Origin of the sequence: Kitasatospora sp. NPDC001540 (genome assembly GCF_042894345.1) — a bacterium.
GTDB lineage: Bacteria > Actinomycetota > Actinomycetes > Streptomycetales > Streptomycetaceae > Kitasatospora > Kitasatospora phosalacinea_C.
This window is the reverse complement of the sequence record NZ_JBIAVO010000001.1, coordinates 347,653-363,737: the sequence shown is the minus strand read 5'-3', so window position 1 is coordinate 363,737 and position 16,085 is coordinate 347,653. Positions and strand designations below refer to the sequence as shown.

Below are 16,085 nucleotides of genomic sequence, written 5' to 3'. Positions count from 1 at the left end.
CCGCCGTTCCCCCTGAGCGGCGGCCCGGCCCCAAGCGCTTCCGGGTGGCTCCGCCCGGCGGCGGCCTTCCCGGTGCGCACCACTCTGCCGCCACGCGGGGACTGCCGGTATCCGTGCGGGTACTCAACCGGCCGCCTGAGTACGGATACTCAGTCGCCGCCGCCGCTCCGCCCTCCCGCGCCGCGCCCCCGGCCGGGTACGGTGTGCCCGTCCCGCCCGAGGGCCGGGCGGGAGGCGTCGAAGGGGGCCGCCGTGGGGGCCGTTCCGCTGATCTTCACCAGCGGCTGGGCGAGCGGGATCAACGCGTACGCCGTGGTCCTGCTGCTGGGCCTGTTCGGCCGGTACGGCGGGGCGGACTCGGTGCCGCCGGTGCTGGAGCGCACCGACGTGCTGCTGGCGGCCGGGGCGCTGTTCCTCTGCGAGGCCGTGCTGGACAAGATCCCGTACGTGGACACCGCCTGGGACGCCGTGCACACCGTGATCCGCCCGATCGCCGGGGCGACGGTCGGCGCGCTGCTGGCCGCGCACGACCCCGGCTCGCTGGGCGAGGTGGCCGCGGGCGCGGTCGGCGGGACGACGGCCCTGCTCAGCCACGGCGTCAAGGCGGGCCTGCGGATGGCCGTCAACACCTCCCCCGAACCGGCCTCCAACATCCTGCTCAGCCTGGCCGAGGACCTCTCGGTGGCCGGCCTGGTCACCCTGGCGATCTTCCACCCCTGGCTGGCCGCCTCCGTCGCGGCCGTGCTGCTGGCCCTCGGCGTGCTGCTGGTGTGGTTCGCGGTGACCCGGATCCGCCGCTTCTGGCTGCGCCGCCGGGAACGCCGCGCGGCCCGCCGGGCGGGGGCGGGGGCGACGGACCGGGCGGCGGGACGGCCGACCGCCGGGGGCGCATAGGATCTTCTGCCATGGCTCGGATCATCGTCGTCGGCGCAGGCATGGGCGGTCTGGCGGCCGCCTCCCGGTTGGCCACCCTCGGGCACCGGGTGACGGTGCTGGAGGCGACCGCGACGCACGGCGGGCAGGTGGGGGCGTACCGGCGGGAGGGGTTCGGGTTCGACACCGGGCCCGGGCTGCTCACGCTGCCCGCCGTCTACCGGGACTGGGCGCTGAAGACCGGGCGCGAGCCGCTGGAGCAGTTGGTCGGGCTGCGGCCGGTCGACCCCGAGAGTCGGCACCTGTTCCCGGACGGCACCGAGCTGCTGCTGCCGAACGCCTCCCGGGGCGGGGTCGGCCAGGCGCTGGACGCGGCGTTCGGGGCGGGCACCGGGGCGCGCTGGGGCGAACTGGTCAACCGGGGCCGCACGGTGTGGGAGGCGACCCGCCGCCCGCTGCTGGAGGAGCCGCGACCGGCCGTCGACCCGGCCGACCCGTACCCGGTGCCGCCGCGCCGCGGCCTGTCCCGGCTGCTGCCGCGCGGGCGGCACACCCTGGGCGACGTGGCCCGCGAGCTGGGCGGCGGCCCGGGCCCGGCGGCGCTGCTGGGCGAGTACGCGCTGCGCCACGGCCTGGACCCGCTGGCCGCGCCCGCCTCGGCGACCGTCCTGCCGTACATGGAGCAGTCGTTCGGCGTCTGGTACGTGGACGGCGGCCTGCGGGCGCTCGCCAACGCGGTGTTCGAGCGGTGCGGGAAGCGCGGCGTGGAGTTCCGCTTCGGCACCCCCGTCCGGGCCCTGGAGCGGGACGGCGAGCGGGTGGTGGGGGTGCGCACGGACGAGGGGGTGCTGACGGCGGACGCGGTCCTCTCCGCGGTGCCCGGGCTGGGCGTGGCCGCCCCGGCCGAGCCCGCGCCGGGCCGGTTCACCGTGCTGCTCGCGCTGGACGGCGCCCGTCCGGCGGGCACCGCGCACCGCACCGTGGTGCACGCCGCGGACGGGGCCGCCGAGGCCCGGGCGGTGTTCGCGCAGCGGACGCTGCCGACCCGGCCCACCGTGCAGGTGCTGCGCCCGGACGACCCCGCGCTGGTGCCCGGCCCGGACGCGGAGGCCGCCGTGCTGACCGTCACCGTGCCCGGCGGACTCGCCCTCACCGACGCCGAACAGGAAGCCTACGCCGAGGAGTTGCTCACCCACCTGGCCGCGTCCGGCCTCGACCTGCGCCCCCGGCTGCGCTGGCGGGAGACCCGGCTCACCGCCACCCTCCCGCCCCCCTCGCTGGCCGGCGGCCACCTCGCCCAGGCCAACCGCCCCGGCCCGGCGGGCCTGTACCTGATCGGCGCGCACGCCCACCCCGGCGGCGGGCTGGCCCGGGTCGGGATGTCCGCCTCGATCACCGCCGGGCTGCTCGGACCGGCCTGACGGGGCGTCAGTACTGCTGCTGGTAGTACCAGTTCTGGTCCTGCTGCGGCTGCGGTTGCTGCTGCGGCGGGATGTACGGCTGCTGGTACTGCTGCTGGGTGTACGGGTCCTGGTAGACCGGCTGGCCGTACTGGTCGTAGCCGATCAGCTGCAACTGCGGCTGCTGCGGCTGCTGTTGCTGTTGCTGTTGCTGCGGGACGTACTGCTGCTGGTACTGGTAGCCGTAGTCGGCCTGCTGCGCGTAGCCGTACTGCGGCTGCTGCGGGACCTGGTAGGCGACCTGCTCCTCCGCGTAGACGCCGGCGTCGAGCTGCTGGAACTCCTCGTACGCGGCGGACTGCCCGTCGTACGGGTCGGGCACCTCGTCCTCGACCGGGCCGACCTCGCCGACCGGCACCACCGGCTCCGCGACGGCCTCGGCGGCGGCCGCCCCACCGGTGGCCGCGGCCAGCAGCGGGACCTTCGCCAACGGCCCGGGCAGTCGGCCGTCGGCGCGACGCAACGACCAGCCCACCGGACCGCCGCGCCGGACCGAGTTGGTCACCAGCAACTGGCCCAACCCGAACCCGGCCGCGCCCGCCACTATCACCGCCACCGAGGAGGACCGCATCCCGACGACCACCCCGAGGAAGCCCAGCAGCGCGAGCGCCCGCGAGTACAGCGGAGCCCGGTTCTGCAGCAGCAGTTCGGCGGTCAGCCAGAGCGCGACCAGGGCCAACGCGCCGTAGAGGAGCAGGTATCCGATGCCCATCCCCGCAACCTCCAGACGCCACCATCACCGCGCGGTTGCGGGCGACTGTACAGCCTCCGGGCAAACACCACCGCATCCCGGACCACACCCGCACAACGGCCGCACGCAACGCCTCCCGGCAGCCGTCGCTCAGCGGGTGTGCAGGCCCAGGTTCTGGTAGATCTCCAGGGTCGAGGTGGAGTGGTTCAGCGTGATGAAGTGCAGCCCCGGGGCGCCCTCGGCGAGGAGGCGTTCGGCCATGGCGGTGGCGTGTTCCAGGCCCACGGCGCGGACGGCGGCCGGGTCGTCGATGACGGACTCCAGCTTGCGGCGGAAGTCGTCCGGGAAGTCGGAGCCGGACAGTTGCGGGAAGCGCACCAGTTGGCGGCTGTTGGTGACCGGCATGATCTCCGGGATGATCGGCGTGTCGCAGCCCGCCGCGGCGACCCGGTCGCGCAGCCGCAGGTAGTCCTCGACCTCGAAGAACATCTGGGTGATCGCGTAGTCCGCGCCCGCCCGGCACTTGGCGACGAAGTGCCGGATGTCCTCGTCCCAGTTGCCGGAGCGCGGGTGCATCTGCGGGAACGCCGCGACGCCGACGCAGAAGTCGCCGATGCCCTTGATCAGTTCGACCAGTTCGGCGGCGTAGGTGACGCCCTCGGGGTGGCGGACCCACTCGCCCATCGGGTCGCCGGGCGGGTCGCCGCGGACCGCGAGCACGTTGCGCACGTTCTGGTCGGCGTACTGGCCGATGATGTTGCGCAGCTCGGCGACCGAGTGGTCGACGGCGGTGATGTGGGCGACCGGGGTCAGGGTGGTCTCGGTGGCGATCCGGCCGACCAGGTCGACGGTGCGGCCGCGCGAGGAGCCGCCCGCGCCGTAGGTCATGCAGACGAAGTTGGGCTCCAGGGATTCGACCCGTCGGATCGCGTCCCAGAGCTTGCGCTCGCCCTCCTCGTTGCGCGGCGGCATGAATTCGAAGGAGAAGGAGCGGTCGCCGGCCGCCAGCAGGTCGCGCACGGTCTGTGCGTGGTCGCTTCTGGTGGAGGGAATCCCGAGTGCCATGCAGGAAGGTTATCCGTCGGCGGCTCGGCGCGGACAAGCGCCGTCCACCGGCTGAGACGCCACTTGAGATCTTCGGCCGGACGGCTCAGGGCGGCCGGGCGGCGGGGGAACGGGTCACCCCGGCGGGAGCGTTAATCTGACTGTCAGCCCCACGATCCGGAGTCTCAGGTGCCCTCCTCCATCCGCCTTCCCCGCAACCCCGTCGACGCGGAGGACGTGCGCGACCGCGTGAACCGCGCGCTCGGCGCGTTCATGGTCGAGCGGGCGGCGCTGCTCTCCGGCATCTCCGAGCAGCTGGGACCGGTCTCCGACGCGCTGCGCGACTTCCTGCTGGACGGCGGCAAGCGGCTGCGTCCCGCGTTCTGCTACTGGGGCTGGCGGGCCGCCGGGGGCGCCGCGGACGAGCCCGGCATCGAGCGGGCCGCCGCCGCGCTGGAGCTGCTGCAGGCCAGCGCCCTGGTGCACGACGACCTGATGGACCGCAGCGACACCCGCCGCGGCCTGCCCGCCGTCCACCGCCGCTTCGAGAACCTGCACCGGGCGGGCGGCTGGCGCGGCGACCGCGAGCAGTACGGGGCGTCCGCGGCGGTGCTGCTGGGCGACCTGCTGCTGATCTGGTGCGACGAGCTGTTCCAGCGCTCCGGGCTGCCCGCCGCGGCCGTGGCGGCCGCCAAGCCCGCCTTCGACCTGATGCGCACCGAGGTCATGCTCGGCCAGTACCTGGACGTGCTGGAGCCGGTCGCGGGCGACTCCACCGACGACGGGGCGATCGACCGGGCCCGGACCGTCCTGCACTACAAGTCCGCGAAGTACACCATCGAGCGCCCGCTCCAGGTCGGCGCGCTGCTGGCCGGCGCCGCCCCCGGGCTGGTCGACGCCCTCGGCGGCTTCGGCCTGCCGCTGGGCGAGGCGTTCCAGCTCCGCGACGACCTGCTGGGCGTCTTCGGCGACCCCGCCGTCACCGGCAAGCCCGCCGGGGACGACCTGCGCGAGGGCAAGCGCACCCTGCTGGTCGCGCACGCCATGCGCGGCCTCGGCCGGGCCGACGCCGCCCACCTCGACGCCCGGCTCGGCGCCCCCGGCCTCACCGCCGAGGAGACCGCCGAGCTCCGCGACCTGATCACCCTCAGCGGCGCCCCGGAGCTGGTGGAGGCCCGGATCGACGCGCTGCTCACCGAGGCGCTGGACGCCCTGGACGCGGCCCCGATCGCCGACGGGCCCACCCGCGGGGTGCTCCGGGCGCTGGCCGAGGCGGCGACGGTCCGCAAGTACTGACGGGGGCCTCAGGCCGCCGGGCGGCGCCACCGGCGGCGCGAGGCCAGCGCGGCCAGCGCCGCCCCGCCCGCGTTCAGCAGCACGTCGTCCACCGAGGAGACCCGGTCCAGCCGCAGCACGTACTGGGCGAGCTCCACCAGCACCGAGCAGGCCGCGCCGAGCGCCAGCACCCGCCACACCGAGGCGAGGGCGGCGAACCGCACCGGGGCGAGGAAGCCCAGCGCCGCGAAGACCAGCATGTTGCCGACGACCTGGGCCACCGCGGTGGCGGGCGGTCCGGCGCTGACGATCTCGGCGATGTCGTGCAGCGGCACCAGGGTCACCCGGCGCCGCGGGCCGCCCGGGTCGACGCCCGGCAGCAGGATCATCCGCACCCAGGGCAGCGTCCCGTACACCGTGCCGACCTCGGCCAGCGCCGAACGCCGGGCCCACCCGGGCTCGACCCCGGCGGCCCGGCGGCGGGCGGCCAGCGCCCGCACCGCCAGCGCGGCCACCGGCAGGGCGGCCACGGTCAGGAACACGATGCCGTTGGCCGTGCCGACCCAGCCGTGCCACCCGGCGTGGTGCAGGGGCCGCTGGGCGAGGAAGGCGACGGCCGCCGCCGCGAGCAGCGCGGGGGCCAGCAGCACGATCCGGCGGGTGCGGCGGGCGGGCGGGGCGATGGGGTCCATGCCTGCACGGAGTGCGGACGGACGCCGCGCGGTTCCCGGCCGGCCCGCCCCGCGCCCCGGCGGGGGCGCGGGGCGGGAGGGGCCTCAGGGACGGAGGCGGGCGGCCAGCGCCGCGGCCTCGGCGCCCGGGTCCTCGGCGGCGGTGAGGGCGCGGACCACGACGATGCGGGTGGCGCCCGCGTCCAGGACCTGCTGGAGGTTGTCCCGGTCGATGCCGCCGATGGCGAACCAGGGGCGGTCGGGGCGCTGCGCGGCGGCGTAGCGGACCAGGTCGAGGCCGGGGGCGTGGCGGCCGGGCTTGGTGGGGGTGGGCCAGACCGGGCCGGTGCAGAAGTAGTCGACGCCGGGTTCGGCGAGGGCGGTGTCCACCTCGCTCTCGGCGTGGCAGGAGCGGCCGATCAGCACGTCCTCGCCGAGGATGCGGCGGGCCAGGGCGACCGGCAGGTCGTCCTGGCCCAGGTGCAGCACGTCGGGGCGGGCGCCGTACGCGACGTCAGCGCGGTCGTTGACGGCGAGGAGCTTGCCGTGGCGGCGGGCCGCGTCGGCGAAGACCTCCAGGTGCTCCAGTTCCTGCTTGGCCTCCAGGGCCTTGTCGCGGAGCTGGACGACGTCGACGCCGCCCGCGAGCACCGCGTCCAGGAACTCGGGCAGGTCGCCCTGTTCGCGGCGGGCGTCGGTGCAGAGGTAGAGCCGGGCGTCGGCCAGGCGCTGCCGGGCGGTGAGGGCGGCCGTCACAGGGCCATGGCCTGGGCGCGGCGCTTGACCTCGGTGCCGCGGTTCTCGCGCAGGGCCTGGATCGGGGTGCCGGGCAGGGAGTCGTCCTCGGTGAACATCCACTCCAGGATCTCCTCGTCGGAGAAGCCGCAGTCGCGCAGCACGGTGAGGGTGCCGACCAGGTGCTTGACCGGGCCGTCGTCCTCGATGAAGTCGGCGGGGACCTGCAGGGAGTTGTTCTCGCCGCGGCGCACCGCCAGCAGGGTGCGGTTCTTCACCATGGCGCGGACCTCGGTGATCACCACGCCCCAGCGCTCGGAGATGTCGGGCAGGTACAGCCACGCGGGGACCAGGGCGTCAATCTTGGGATCAATCTCGCTCACGGTCCCCAGCCTACCGAGCCGCTACCGGGTCGCCGCCTTCAACGGGACGGCGGGGTCGGCGGCCCGGGCCGGGTCGAGGGCGCCGCCGCGCTCGATCAGGCGGCGGCCCTGGGCCAGGTCGCGCGGCCGGTCGACGGCGAGCAGCGCGACCGGGGCGCCGTCGCGCAGCCACAGCACCGTCCAGTCGGGGTCGGACGGGGAGCCGCGCCACAGCAGGTGGTCGGCCCCGGCGTGCCGCCCGGCGTACTGGACCGTGCGGCCGAACTGCTCGGACCAGAAGTACGGGACGGGGTCGTACGGGGCGTCGAGGGTGCCGAGCAGGGAGGCGGCGACGGCGGCGCCGGAGTGCAGGGCGTGGTCCCAGTGCTGGACGGCGAGGCGGGCGCCGGAGCGGGCGGAGGGGTAGGAGGTGCAGTCACCGGCCGCCCAGACGCCGGGCAGGGCGGTGCGCAGCCGGTCGTCGACCGGGATCGTGCCGTCGGGGTCGAGGGCGAGCGGGCCGCCGGCCAGCCAGTCGGTGGCGGGGCGGGCGCCGATGCCGACCACGACCTCGTCGGCGGGCAGGTGGGTGCCGTCGGCGAGCAGCACGCCGCCGTCGTCGGCGCCGGTGACGGCGGCGCCGCAGCGCAGGTCGACGCCCGCGGCGGCGTACCAGTCGGCCATCAGGGCGCCGAGTTCGGCGGGCAGGGCCCCGGCCAGCGGGGCCGCGGCGGCCTCCAGGACGGTGACCTCGCAGCCGAGTTGCCGGGCGACGGTGGCGGTCTCGGCGCCGATCCAGCCCGCGCCGACCAGGGCGATCCGGCGACCGGGGGTGAGCGCGGCGCGCAGCGCGTGGGCGTCGTCGACGGTGCGCAGGGTGCGGGCGCCGGGCAGGTGGGGCAGCGTGCGCGGTTCGGCGCCGGTGGCCACCACCAGGGCGTCGTACGGGAGTTCGCCGCGGTCGGTGTGCAGCAGGCCGGGCTCCAGGCCGGTGGCGCGGCGGCCGGTGAGCAGGTCGACGCCGAGGCCGTGCCAGTCGATCTCGAAGGCGGTGGCGTCGGCCTTGCCGAGCAGGACGTCCTTGGAGAGCGGGGGACGGTCGTACGGGAGGTGGAGCTCCGCGCCGACCAGTGCGAGCGGCCCCCGCCAGCCGCCCTGGCGCAGGTTCAGGGCGGTCTGGGCGCCCGCCATGCCCGCTCCGACCACGACGACCCGGTCCGTTTCCCTCAGCTCAGCCACGCCGCCCACCCTAGTACCGCGCCGGGCGCGGTCGGCGTCCACGCTGCGTACGCGCCTTCTGGCCCGGGTCGGCCCGGCGTTATGGTGGGGGTACTTCACCTCACGGGAGCCCGGTGCACCGGGCTGAGAGGCGGGCTGTGGCGGCCCGCGACCGTCCGAACCTGATCCGGGTCATGCCGGCGAAGGGAGAATCAGCGGCTGTGGCACCTTCCCACGCGCCCGACGTGCTGGTGGTCGGCGGGGGCATCATCGGGCTGGGCGTGGCCTGGCGGACCGCGCAGCGCGGCCTGTCGGTCGCGGTGGTCGACCCGCGGCCGGGCGGCGGTGCGGCGCAGGTCGCCGCGGGCATGCTCGCGCCGGTCACCGAACTGCAGTACGGCGAGGAGCCGTTGCTGCGCCTGGGCATGGCGTCGAACGAGCGGTACGCCGCCTTCGCCGCCGAACTGACCGACGCCACCGGGCTGGACACCGGCTACCGGCGCACCGGCACGCTGGCCGTCGCGCTGGACTCCGACGACCGGGCCGAGCTGCGCGAACTGCACGCCTTCCACGGCCGCCTGGGCCTGGCCTCCGAGTGGCTGACCGGCCGCGAGTGCCGCCGCCTGGAGCCGATGCTGGCCCCGGGCGTGCGCGGCGGGCTGCACGTCGCCGAGGACCACCAGGTGGACGGCCGCCGACTGGCCGCCGCGCTGGTCGCCGCCTGCGAACGGGCGGGCGTGGCGCTGCACCGGGCGGAGGCCGCCGAGCTGCTGGTCACGGACGGGCGGGCGGCGGGCGTGCGGCTGTCCACCGGCGAACGGCTGACGGCGGGGCGCACGGTGCTGGCCGCCGGTTCGCGCAGCCACCTGCTGCCGGGCCTGCCGGACGGGGTGCTGCCCGCGATCCGTCCGGTCAAGGGCCAGGTGCTGCGGCTGCGGATGCCCACCGCGCACGGGCCGTTCCTGTCCCGCAACGTGCGGGCGGTGGTGCGCGGGCAGCACCTGTACCTGGTGCCGCGGGCCGACGGCGAGCTGGTGGTCGGCGCGACCACCGAGGAGCTCGGCCACGACACCACCGTCACCGCGGGCGGCGTCTACGAGCTGCTCCGGGACGCGCACGAACTCGTGCCCGGCATCACCGAGTTGCCGCTGGTGGAGACCGGCGCGGGCCTGCGCCCGGGCTCCCCCGACAACGCGCCGCTGCTGGGCCCGACCGCGCTGGACGGCCTGGTCGCCGCCACCGGCCACTACCGCAACGGCGTGCTGCTCACCCCGGTCACCGCCGACCTGCTCGCCGCCTACCTGGCCGACGGCGAACTCCCGCCGCTGGCCGCCGACTTCACCCCCGACCGCTTCGCCCCGAAGGCCGCCGCATGAACACCATCGCCCTGACCGTCAACGGCGAGCCGCGCACCCTGCCCGCCACCACCACGCTGGACGCGCTGGTGGCCGAGGTGTCGGCCGCCAACACCGGCGTCGCCGCCGCCGTCAACGAGACCGTGGTGCCCCGCAGTTCGTGGCCCGCCACCCCGCTCGGCGCGGGCGACCGGGTCGAGATCCTGACCGCCGTCCAGGGAGGCTGAACCATGGCGGACGACGCACTCGTCATCGGCGGCACCACCTTCCACTCCCGGCTGGTCATGGGCACCGGCGGCGCGCCCAGCCTGGAGGTGCTGGAGCAGGCCCTGCAGGCCTCCGGCACCGAGCTGACCACGGTCGCGATGCGCCGGGTCGACACCGCCACCCAGGGCTCGGTGCTGGAGGTGCTGGCCCGCAACGGCATCCGGGTGCTGCCGAACACCGCGGGCTGCTACACCGCGGGCGAGGCCGTGCTGACCGCCCGGCTGGCCCGCGAGGCGCTCGGCACCGACTGGGTGAAGCTGGAGGTGATCGCCGACGAGCGGACGCTGCTGCCCGACCCGATCGAGCTGCTGGACGCCGCCGAGACGCTGGTCGACGACGGCTTCACCGTGCTGCCGTACACCAACGACGACCCGGTGCTGGCCCGCAAGCTGGAGGACGTCGGCTGCGCGGCGATCATGCCGCTGGGCTCGCCGATCGGCTCCGGGCTGGGCATCCGCAACCCGCACAACTTCCAGCTGATCGTGGAGGCCGCGAACGTCCCGGTGGTGCTGGACGCGGGCGCGGGCACCGCGAGCGACGTCGCGCTGGCGATGGAACTCGGCTGCTCCGCCGTGATGCTGGCCTCCGCGGTGACCCGCGCCCAGGAGCCGGTGCTGATGGCGGAGGCGATGCGCAAGGCCGTCGAGGCCGGGCGGCTCGCCCACCGGGCCGGCCGGATCCCGCGCCGTTACTACGCCGAGGCCTCCTCCCCCACCGCGGGCCTGGCCGACACGCGCGAGCGTCCGGCGTTCTGAGCCCCGCGCCCCGGAACGCCGCCCGCCGCGTGTCCCGGTTCGGGAACGGTTCGCCCGGCGACCGTGCCCGGAGCGCGGGCGGGCTGCCACCATGGCGGCACCGAACGGGAACCGGGGGATCTCATGGTGGGGGGCGGGCGTGCCGGGCGCGGTGCCGACCTGCGGGCCGGTGGTGCTCCTGCTACCGGCCGCCGCCGGGCCGCTGGTGCTGCTGCTCCGGCTGTACCCGCCGCGCATCCCCTGGTGACCGCCCCGCCGACGGGCCCCCGTCGACACCGAACCCCTAGACTCCTCGGGTGGACATGACCCTCGACGACCCCCTGCACGGCGTGCTGCTCGACGGCCGCTACCGGGTCGAGCAGCGGATCGCGGTCGGCGGCATGTCGACCGTCTACCGGGGCACCGACACCCGGCTGGACCGGACCGTGGCGCTGAAGGTGATGCACCCCTCGCTGGTGGGGGACGCCGACTTCACGGCCCGTTTCATCCGCGAGGCCAAGGCGGTGGCCCGGCTCGCGCACCCCAACGTGGTCAACGTGCTGGACCAGGGCGCCGATCCGCGGGCCGTGTTCATGGCGATGGAGTACGTGCCCGGCCGCAACCTGCGCGACGTGCTGCGCGACCGCGGGGCGCTGTCGGTGCGGGCCGCGCTGGACGTGCTGGAGCCGGTGCTGGCGGCGCTCGGCGCGGCGCACCGGGCTGGCCTGGTGCACCGGGACGTCAAGCCGGAGAACGTGCTGATCACCGACAACGGCCTGGTGAAGGTCGCCGACTTCGGCCTGGTCCGGATCCTGCCGGACGGCGGGGCCACCGCCGCGTCCACCACCGAGACCGGCCAACTGATGGGCACCGTCTCGTACTTGGCGCCGGAGCAGATCCGCCAGGAGTCCACCGACCAGCGGGTGGACGTCTACGCGGCGGGCATCCTGCTGTACGAGATGCTGACCGGCAGCAAGCCGCACACCGGGGAGAACGCCGCCCAGGTGATGTACCGGCACCTGCACGAGGACGTCCCGCCGCCGTCGCTGACCGCCCCCGAGGTGGGCCCGGCGCTGGACGCGATAGTGGCGGCGGCGACCGCCCGCGACCCGCAGGCCCGGCCGTGGGACGCGGTGGAGCTGCTGGCCTCGGTGCAGCGGGCCCGCCGTTCGCTGCCCGCCGCGCAGCTGGACGCGGAGCCGCCCGCCTCGACCCGGCCCACCCCGCGCTACGGCCCGGGCGAGGCCACCGCGGTGATCGAGAAGGTCCCGGCGCTGGACCGCACCAGCGTGCTCGACGTCCCGCCGGAGCTGCTGCCGCCGGTGCGCCCGGTGGTGAACGACGACCCGCCGCGCGGCCTGCCCGGCCGGGCCCTGCGCTCGGGCTTCGGCCGCCGCCCGCTGGTCTGGTCGGCGGTGCTGGCGGTGGTGCTGCTGCTGGTCGGCGGCGTCACGTACGCGCTGTCCAGCGCGGTGTACGCGACGGTGCCGAGCGTGCTGGGGCAGAACCGGGACCAGGCGGTGGCGACGCTGGACCGCGCGGGCCTGCACGGGACGTTCAGCGAGCAGTTCAGCGAGTCGGTGCAGGCCGGGCAGGTGCTCTCCACCGACCCGGGCGTGGGCACCAAGGTCCGCAAGAGCGACGCGGTGAAGGTGGTGCTCTCGCGCGGCCCGGAGCGGGTGCAGGTGCCGGACGTGACGGGCCGCCCGCAGGCGGACGCCGTCAAGACGCTGGGCGAGGCCCGGCTGACCGCGGGCACCGGCAACGAGGAGTTCAGCGACACCGTGCCGAAGGGCTCGGTGATCTCCACCGCCCCGTCGGCCGGCAGCAGGCTGGCGCCGAACGCGCCGGTGGCGGTGACCGTCTCCAAGGGCATGCACCTGGTGCCGGACGTCAGGAACCTGAGCAAGGAGGACGCCTCGAAGGCCCTCCAGGACGCCGGGTTCGTGCCGGAGGTCGCCGGGCTGTTCCCGATCGGCAAGGTCACCGGCCAGTCGCCCGCGGCGGGCACGCCCGCCAAGCAGGGCAGCACCGTGACGATCACCGTCAGCCTGTTCTGAGCCCGGCCTGTTCCGAGCCCGGCCTGTCCGAGCCCGAGCCCGGAGCCGGGACCGGGCGCCCCGCGGCCTCAGCGCAGCGGGCCGTCCCCGGGCTGCTCCTGGTAGGTGTAGCGCTGCTCGCGCCACGGGTCGGCGAGGTTGTGGTAGCCGCGCTCCTCCCAGAAGCCGCGCCGGTCGGCCCGCATGTACTCGACGGCGCGCACCCACTTGGGGCCCTTCCAGGCGTACAGGTGGGGCACCACCAGGCGGACCGGGAAGCCGTGTTCGAGGGTGAGCGGGCGGCCGTCGTGGTGGGTGGCGAAGACGGTGGCCGGGTCGGCGAAGTCGGCCAGCCGCAGGTTGGCGCTGTAGCCGTACTCGGCCCAGACCATCACGTGGGTGACCGACGGGTCGGGCGGGACGAGGTCGAGGACGGTCTTGGCGGCGACGCCGGTCCACTCGTTGCCGAGCATCGAGAACCTGGTGACGCAGTGGAGGTCGCCGCGGACGGTGGTCTTGGGCAGGGCGTGGAAGGCGGCGAAGTCCCAACTGGTCTTCTCCGCGTCGGCGGTGGCCCCGAACACCTGGAGGTCCCAGCTCTGCGGCTTGAACCGGGGCACCGGCCCGTAGTGCAGCACCGGCCAGCCGCGCTGCGGCCGCTGCCCCGGGGGGAGCCTCGGGTCAGTCGGGGGCTGCTGTTCCGGTTCGTGCTGACCCATGCCTCCATGGTGACAGACGGCGGGCGCCGAACCGCACGCGCCCCCACCGCGCGCCCCCGGCGGAATGCGCTTCGGCGGTGGGGGGAAACGCGGGGCGAATCCGCGCGGCCGTTCGGGTGAGATACCCCCGATCGGCCTAATCCGTTCGGCATCGCCCCAGGTCAGCGCGGTGCAGGGCGGCGGGAAATGTCGATCCCGGCGACGACTGTGAGCGTGAACTTACTGGAAGTGCTCCCGTTCGGCTGCCACGATTCGGGACATCCGGAGACCGACCGGAATGCGCACAGGAAGGCAGGCCATGCAGGGCGACCCCGAGGTCATCGAGTTCCTCAACGAGCAGTTGACCGCCGAACTCACCGCCATCAACCAGTACTTCCTGCACGCGAAGATGCAGGAGAACTTCGGCTGGACCAAACTCGCCAAGTACACCCGGCACGAGTCCTTCGACGAGATGAAGCACGCCGAGGTGCTGACCGACCGGATCCTCTTCCTGGACGGCCTGCCGAACTACCAGCGGCTGTTCCACGTCCGGATCGGGCAGACGGTCAAGGAGATGTTCGAGGCCGACCGGCAGGTCGAGGTCGAGGCGATCGACCGGCTGCGCCGCGGGATCGTGGTGATGCGCGCCAAGAACGACGTCACCTCGGCGAACATCTTCGAGTCCATCCTCGCCGACGAGGAGCACCACATCGACTACCTGGACACCCAGCTGGAGCTGCTGGACAAGCTCGGCGAGGCGCTCTACATCGCGCAGCTGATCGAGCAGCCCGAGGGCAGCTGAGCCCCCGGCGCGGAGGAGCCGGACGGGTCAGGCGGCCCTGGGGGCGGTGACCGCGGGCGCGGCGGTGGCCGGGTCGGCCAGGCCGAGGCGCTCGGCCAGCCGGGCGGTCGGGCAGGGGCGGGCGCCGTGCTCGCCGAGCAGCGCCTGGATGCGCCGCACGCAGGAGCCGCAGTCGGTGCCGGCCTTGCAGCCCTGGGCTATCTGGCGGGGGGTGCTGGCCCCCTCGTCGATCTTCTGCTTGACCTGGGCCTCGGTGACCGCGTGGCACATGCACACGTACATGTGCGGCCCCTTCCACGATTGGTGCGGTTTACTGAGCCTTACCTTACCCGGCGCTCCGGGTACGAAAAAGGCCCCTCCACCCCGGATCACCCGGAAGCGGAGGGGCCTTCGTCACACCTACGGCCGCCGCCTCACTGGCCGCGGTACATCTCGGCGACCAGGAACGCCAGGTCCAGCGACTGGCTGCGGTTGAGCCGCGGGTCGCAGGCCGTCTCGTAGCGCTGGTGCAGGTCGTCGACCAGCACCTCGTCGCCGCCGCCGACGCACTCGGTGACGTCGTCGCCGGTCAGCTCCACGTGGATGCCGCCCGGGTGGGTGCCGAGCGCGCGGTGCACCTCGAAGAAGCCCCGGACCTCGTCCAGCACGTCGTCGAACTTGCGGGTCTTGTGGCCGCTGGAGGCCTCGAAGGTGTTGCCGTGCATCGGGTCGGTGATCCACACGACCTGGGCGCCGGAGGCGGTGACCTTCTCCACCAGGGCGGGCAGGTGGTCGCGGATCTTGCCCGCGCCCATCCGGGTGATGAAGGTGAGCCGACCGGGCTCGCGCTCCGGGTCCAGGCGGTCGATCAGGGTCAGCGCGTCGTCGACCGTGGTGGTCGGGCCGAGCTTGACGCCGATCGGGTTGCGGATCCTGGACGCGAACTCGATGTGCGCGTGGTCCAGCTGCCGGGTGCGCTCGCCGATCCACACCATGTGGCCGGAGACGTCGTACAGCTCGCCGGTGCGCGAGTCGGTGCGGGTCAGCGCCGTCTCGTAGTCCAGGATCAGCGCCTCGTGCGAGGAGAAGAACTCGACCGTCTTGAACTCCTCCGGGGCCACCCCGCAGGCGTTCATGAAGGCCAGCGCCTGGTCGATCTCCCGGGCCAGCTGCTCGTAGCGCTGCCCCGCCGGGGAGTTGCGCACGAAGTCCTGGTTCCAGGCGTGCACCTGGCGCAGGTCGGCGTAGCCGCCGGTGGTGAAGGCGCGGACCAGGTTGAGCGTCGCCGCGGAGGCGTTGTACATCCGCTTGAGGCGCTCCGGGTCCGGGATCCGGGCCTCGGCGGTGAACTCGAAGCCGTTCACCGAGTCGCCGCGGTAGGTCGGCAGCGTCACGCCGTCGCGGGTCTCGGTGCTCTTCGAGCGGGGCTTGGAGTACTGGCCGGCGATCCGGCCGACCTTGACCACCGGGACGGACGCGGCGTACGTGAGCACGGCGGCCATCTGGAGCAGGGTCTTCAGCTTGTTGCGGATCTGGTCGGCCGACACGGCGTCGAACGCCTCGGCACAGTCTCCGCCCTGAAGCAGGAACGCCTCACCACGCGCGACGGCCGCGAGCCGGGCGCGCAGCTGGTCGCACTCGCCGGCGAAGACGAGGGGCGGATAGGAGGCGAGCTCGGCAAGGGTCTTGCGCAGAGCCTCTTGGTCCGGCCATTCAGGCTGCTGCGCCGCGGGCAGGGACTGCCAGGAGTGGTTAGTCACGGTCACAGGGCAAGGCTACGGGGTGGGGGAGGCGGTTTGGGGACGCCGCCCGGTGGGTGAGACAGCTCGTGGACAACCCGCCGTGCCCTCCCCGCGCCGCCCGCCGGTGGGCTAAGGTCGGC

The 16,085-nt window shown here is 74.7% G+C and carries 17 protein-coding genes and 1 riboswitch; of the genes, 8 read left to right on the top strand and 9 right to left on the bottom strand.

Annotated features, from left to right (window positions below; translation table 11 throughout):
- Positions 1-252: 252 nt before the first annotated feature.
- Both ACFY00_RS01660 and ACFY00_RS01655 read left to right on the top strand, forming a co-directional pair.
- Positions 253-894, top strand: a complete 642-nt coding sequence (locus tag ACFY00_RS01660) for a DUF4126 domain-containing protein (protein ID WP_388026175.1) — start codon at positions 253-255, stop codon at positions 892-894.
- Between the two features lie 11 nt (positions 895-905).
- Positions 906-2,294 carry a phytoene desaturase family protein gene (locus ACFY00_RS01655; RefSeq protein ID WP_388026174.1) on the top strand — a complete coding sequence of 463 codons (1,389 nt, stop codon included), beginning with the start codon at positions 906-908 and terminating at the stop codon, positions 2,292-2,294.
- Positions 2,295-2,301: 7 nt separating this feature from the next.
- Here the strand turns inward: ACFY00_RS01655 and ACFY00_RS01650 are convergent, their stop codons facing one another.
- Both ACFY00_RS01650 and metF read right to left on the bottom strand, forming a co-directional pair.
- Positions 2,302-3,045: a hypothetical protein gene (locus ACFY00_RS01650; RefSeq protein WP_388026173.1), complete on the bottom strand. Its 744-nt coding sequence runs from the start codon at positions 3,043-3,045 to the stop codon at positions 2,302-2,304.
- Positions 3,046-3,174: 129 nt separating this feature from the next.
- Positions 3,175-4,089, bottom strand: coding sequence for a methylenetetrahydrofolate reductase [NAD(P)H] (metF, locus tag ACFY00_RS01645; RefSeq protein ID WP_388026171.1), 915 nt, complete (start codon positions 4,087-4,089; stop codon positions 3,175-3,177).
- A 168-nt stretch (positions 4,090-4,257) separates the two neighbouring features.
- Here metF and ACFY00_RS01640 point away from each other — a divergent pair, with 168 nt between their 5' ends.
- Positions 4,258-5,364 carry a polyprenyl synthetase family protein gene (locus tag ACFY00_RS01640; protein WP_388026169.1) on the top strand — a complete coding sequence of 369 codons (1,107 nt, stop codon included), beginning with the start codon at positions 4,258-4,260 and terminating at the stop codon, positions 5,362-5,364.
- A gap of 8 nt (positions 5,365-5,372) precedes the next feature.
- Here the strand turns inward: ACFY00_RS01640 and ACFY00_RS01635 are convergent, their stop codons facing one another.
- The 4 genes from ACFY00_RS01635 to ACFY00_RS01620 all read right to left on the bottom strand — a co-directional run bounded on the left by ACFY00_RS01635 (position 5,373) and on the right by ACFY00_RS01620 (position 8,359).
- Complete coding sequence (locus ACFY00_RS01635; protein WP_388026168.1) at positions 5,373-6,035, bottom strand: VanZ family protein; 663 nt, start codon at positions 6,033-6,035, stop codon at positions 5,373-5,375.
- An 84-nt stretch (positions 6,036-6,119) separates the two neighbouring features.
- Positions 6,120-6,770 carry a thiamine phosphate synthase gene (gene thiE / locus ACFY00_RS01630; RefSeq protein ID WP_388026167.1) on the bottom strand — a complete coding sequence of 217 codons (651 nt, stop codon included), beginning with the start codon at positions 6,768-6,770 and terminating at the stop codon, positions 6,120-6,122.
- Positions 6,767-7,132, bottom strand: coding sequence for an Rv2175c family DNA-binding protein (locus tag ACFY00_RS01625; protein WP_388026165.1), 366 nt, complete (start codon positions 7,130-7,132; stop codon positions 6,767-6,769). Before ACFY00_RS01625 ends, thiE begins: the two co-directional genes overlap by 4 nt.
- A gap of 21 nt (positions 7,133-7,153) precedes the next feature.
- Positions 7,154-8,359, bottom strand: a complete 1,206-nt coding sequence (locus ACFY00_RS01620; RefSeq protein ID WP_388026163.1) for an NAD(P)/FAD-dependent oxidoreductase — start codon at positions 8,357-8,359, stop codon at positions 7,154-7,156.
- Between the two features lie 83 nt (positions 8,360-8,442).
- Positions 8,443-8,555, top strand: a riboswitch (TPP riboswitch).
- Here ACFY00_RS01620 and thiO point away from each other — a divergent pair.
- The 4 genes from thiO (at position 8,551) to pknB (ending at position 12,745) form a co-directional block, all read left to right on the top strand.
- Positions 8,551-9,705 carry a glycine oxidase ThiO gene (thiO, locus tag ACFY00_RS01615; RefSeq protein WP_388026162.1) on the top strand — a complete coding sequence of 385 codons (1,155 nt, stop codon included), beginning with the start codon at positions 8,551-8,553 and terminating at the stop codon, positions 9,703-9,705. (Overlaps the previous riboswitch by 5 nt.)
- Positions 9,702-9,911, top strand: coding sequence for a sulfur carrier protein ThiS (gene thiS / locus ACFY00_RS01610; RefSeq protein WP_285738610.1), 210 nt, complete (start codon positions 9,702-9,704; stop codon positions 9,909-9,911). Before thiO ends, thiS begins: the two co-directional genes overlap by 4 nt.
- A 3-nt stretch (positions 9,912-9,914) precedes the next feature.
- Positions 9,915-10,706, top strand: a complete 792-nt coding sequence (locus ACFY00_RS01605; protein WP_388026161.1) for a thiazole synthase — start codon at positions 9,915-9,917, stop codon at positions 10,704-10,706.
- A 302-nt stretch (positions 10,707-11,008) separates the two neighbouring features.
- Positions 11,009-12,745, top strand: coding sequence for a Stk1 family PASTA domain-containing Ser/Thr kinase (gene pknB, locus ACFY00_RS01600; protein WP_388026569.1), 1,737 nt, complete (start codon positions 11,009-11,011; stop codon positions 12,743-12,745).
- A 68-nt stretch (positions 12,746-12,813) separates the two neighbouring features.
- Here pknB and ACFY00_RS01595 read toward each other — a convergent pair whose 3' ends face one another.
- Positions 12,814-13,443: a sulfite oxidase-like oxidoreductase gene (locus tag ACFY00_RS01595; protein WP_388026159.1), complete on the bottom strand. Its 630-nt coding sequence runs from the start codon at positions 13,441-13,443 to the stop codon at positions 12,814-12,816.
- A 298-nt stretch (positions 13,444-13,741) separates the two neighbouring features.
- Between ACFY00_RS01595 and bfr the strand changes: the two genes are divergently transcribed.
- Positions 13,742-14,224: a bacterioferritin gene (gene bfr, locus ACFY00_RS01590; protein ID WP_388026157.1), complete on the top strand. Its 483-nt coding sequence runs from the start codon at positions 13,742-13,744 to the stop codon at positions 14,222-14,224.
- A gap of 27 nt (positions 14,225-14,251) precedes the next feature.
- Here the strand turns inward: bfr and ACFY00_RS01585 are convergent, their stop codons facing one another.
- Both ACFY00_RS01585 and ACFY00_RS01580 read right to left on the bottom strand, forming a co-directional pair.
- Positions 14,252-14,506: a bacterioferritin-associated ferredoxin gene (locus ACFY00_RS01585; protein ID WP_388026155.1), complete on the bottom strand. Its 255-nt coding sequence runs from the start codon at positions 14,504-14,506 to the stop codon at positions 14,252-14,254.
- Positions 14,507-14,637: 131 nt separating this feature from the next.
- A complete protein-coding gene (locus tag ACFY00_RS01580) occupies positions 14,638-15,969 on the bottom strand; it encodes a class II 3-deoxy-7-phosphoheptulonate synthase (RefSeq protein WP_388026154.1) in 1,332 nt (443 codons plus the stop codon).
- Between the last annotated feature and the right edge of the window lie 116 nt (positions 15,970-16,085).

Excerpts from the sequence above, each read along its gene's own strand:
- metF (WP_388026171.1), bottom strand. The coding sequence starts at position 4,089 with ATGGCACTCGGGATTCCCTCCACCAGAAGCGACCACGCACAGACCGTG.
- bfr (WP_388026157.1), top strand. The coding sequence starts at position 13,742 with ATGCAGGGCGACCCCGAGGTCATCGAGTTCCTCAACGAGCAGTTGACC.
- thiS (WP_285738610.1), top strand. The coding sequence starts at position 9,702 with ATGAACACCATCGCCCTGACCGTCAACGGCGAGCCGCGCACCCTGCCC.
- ACFY00_RS01655 (WP_388026174.1), top strand. The coding sequence starts at position 906 with ATGGCTCGGATCATCGTCGTCGGCGCAGGCATGGGCGGTCTGGCGGCC.
- pknB (WP_388026569.1), top strand. The coding sequence starts at position 11,009 with ATGACCCTCGACGACCCCCTGCACGGCGTGCTGCTCGACGGCCGCTAC.
- ACFY00_RS01650 (WP_388026173.1), bottom strand. The coding sequence starts at position 3,045 with ATGGGCATCGGATACCTGCTCCTCTACGGCGCGTTGGCCCTGGTCGCG.
- ACFY00_RS01635 (WP_388026168.1), bottom strand. The coding sequence starts at position 6,035 with ATGGACCCCATCGCCCCGCCCGCCCGCCGCACCCGCCGGATCGTGCTG.
- ACFY00_RS01585 (WP_388026155.1), bottom strand. The coding sequence starts at position 14,506 with ATGTACGTGTGCATGTGCCACGCGGTCACCGAGGCCCAGGTCAAGCAG.
- ACFY00_RS01605 (WP_388026161.1), top strand. The coding sequence starts at position 9,915 with ATGGCGGACGACGCACTCGTCATCGGCGGCACCACCTTCCACTCCCGG.
- ACFY00_RS01595 (WP_388026159.1), bottom strand. The coding sequence starts at position 13,443 with ATGGGTCAGCACGAACCGGAACAGCAGCCCCCGACTGACCCGAGGCTC.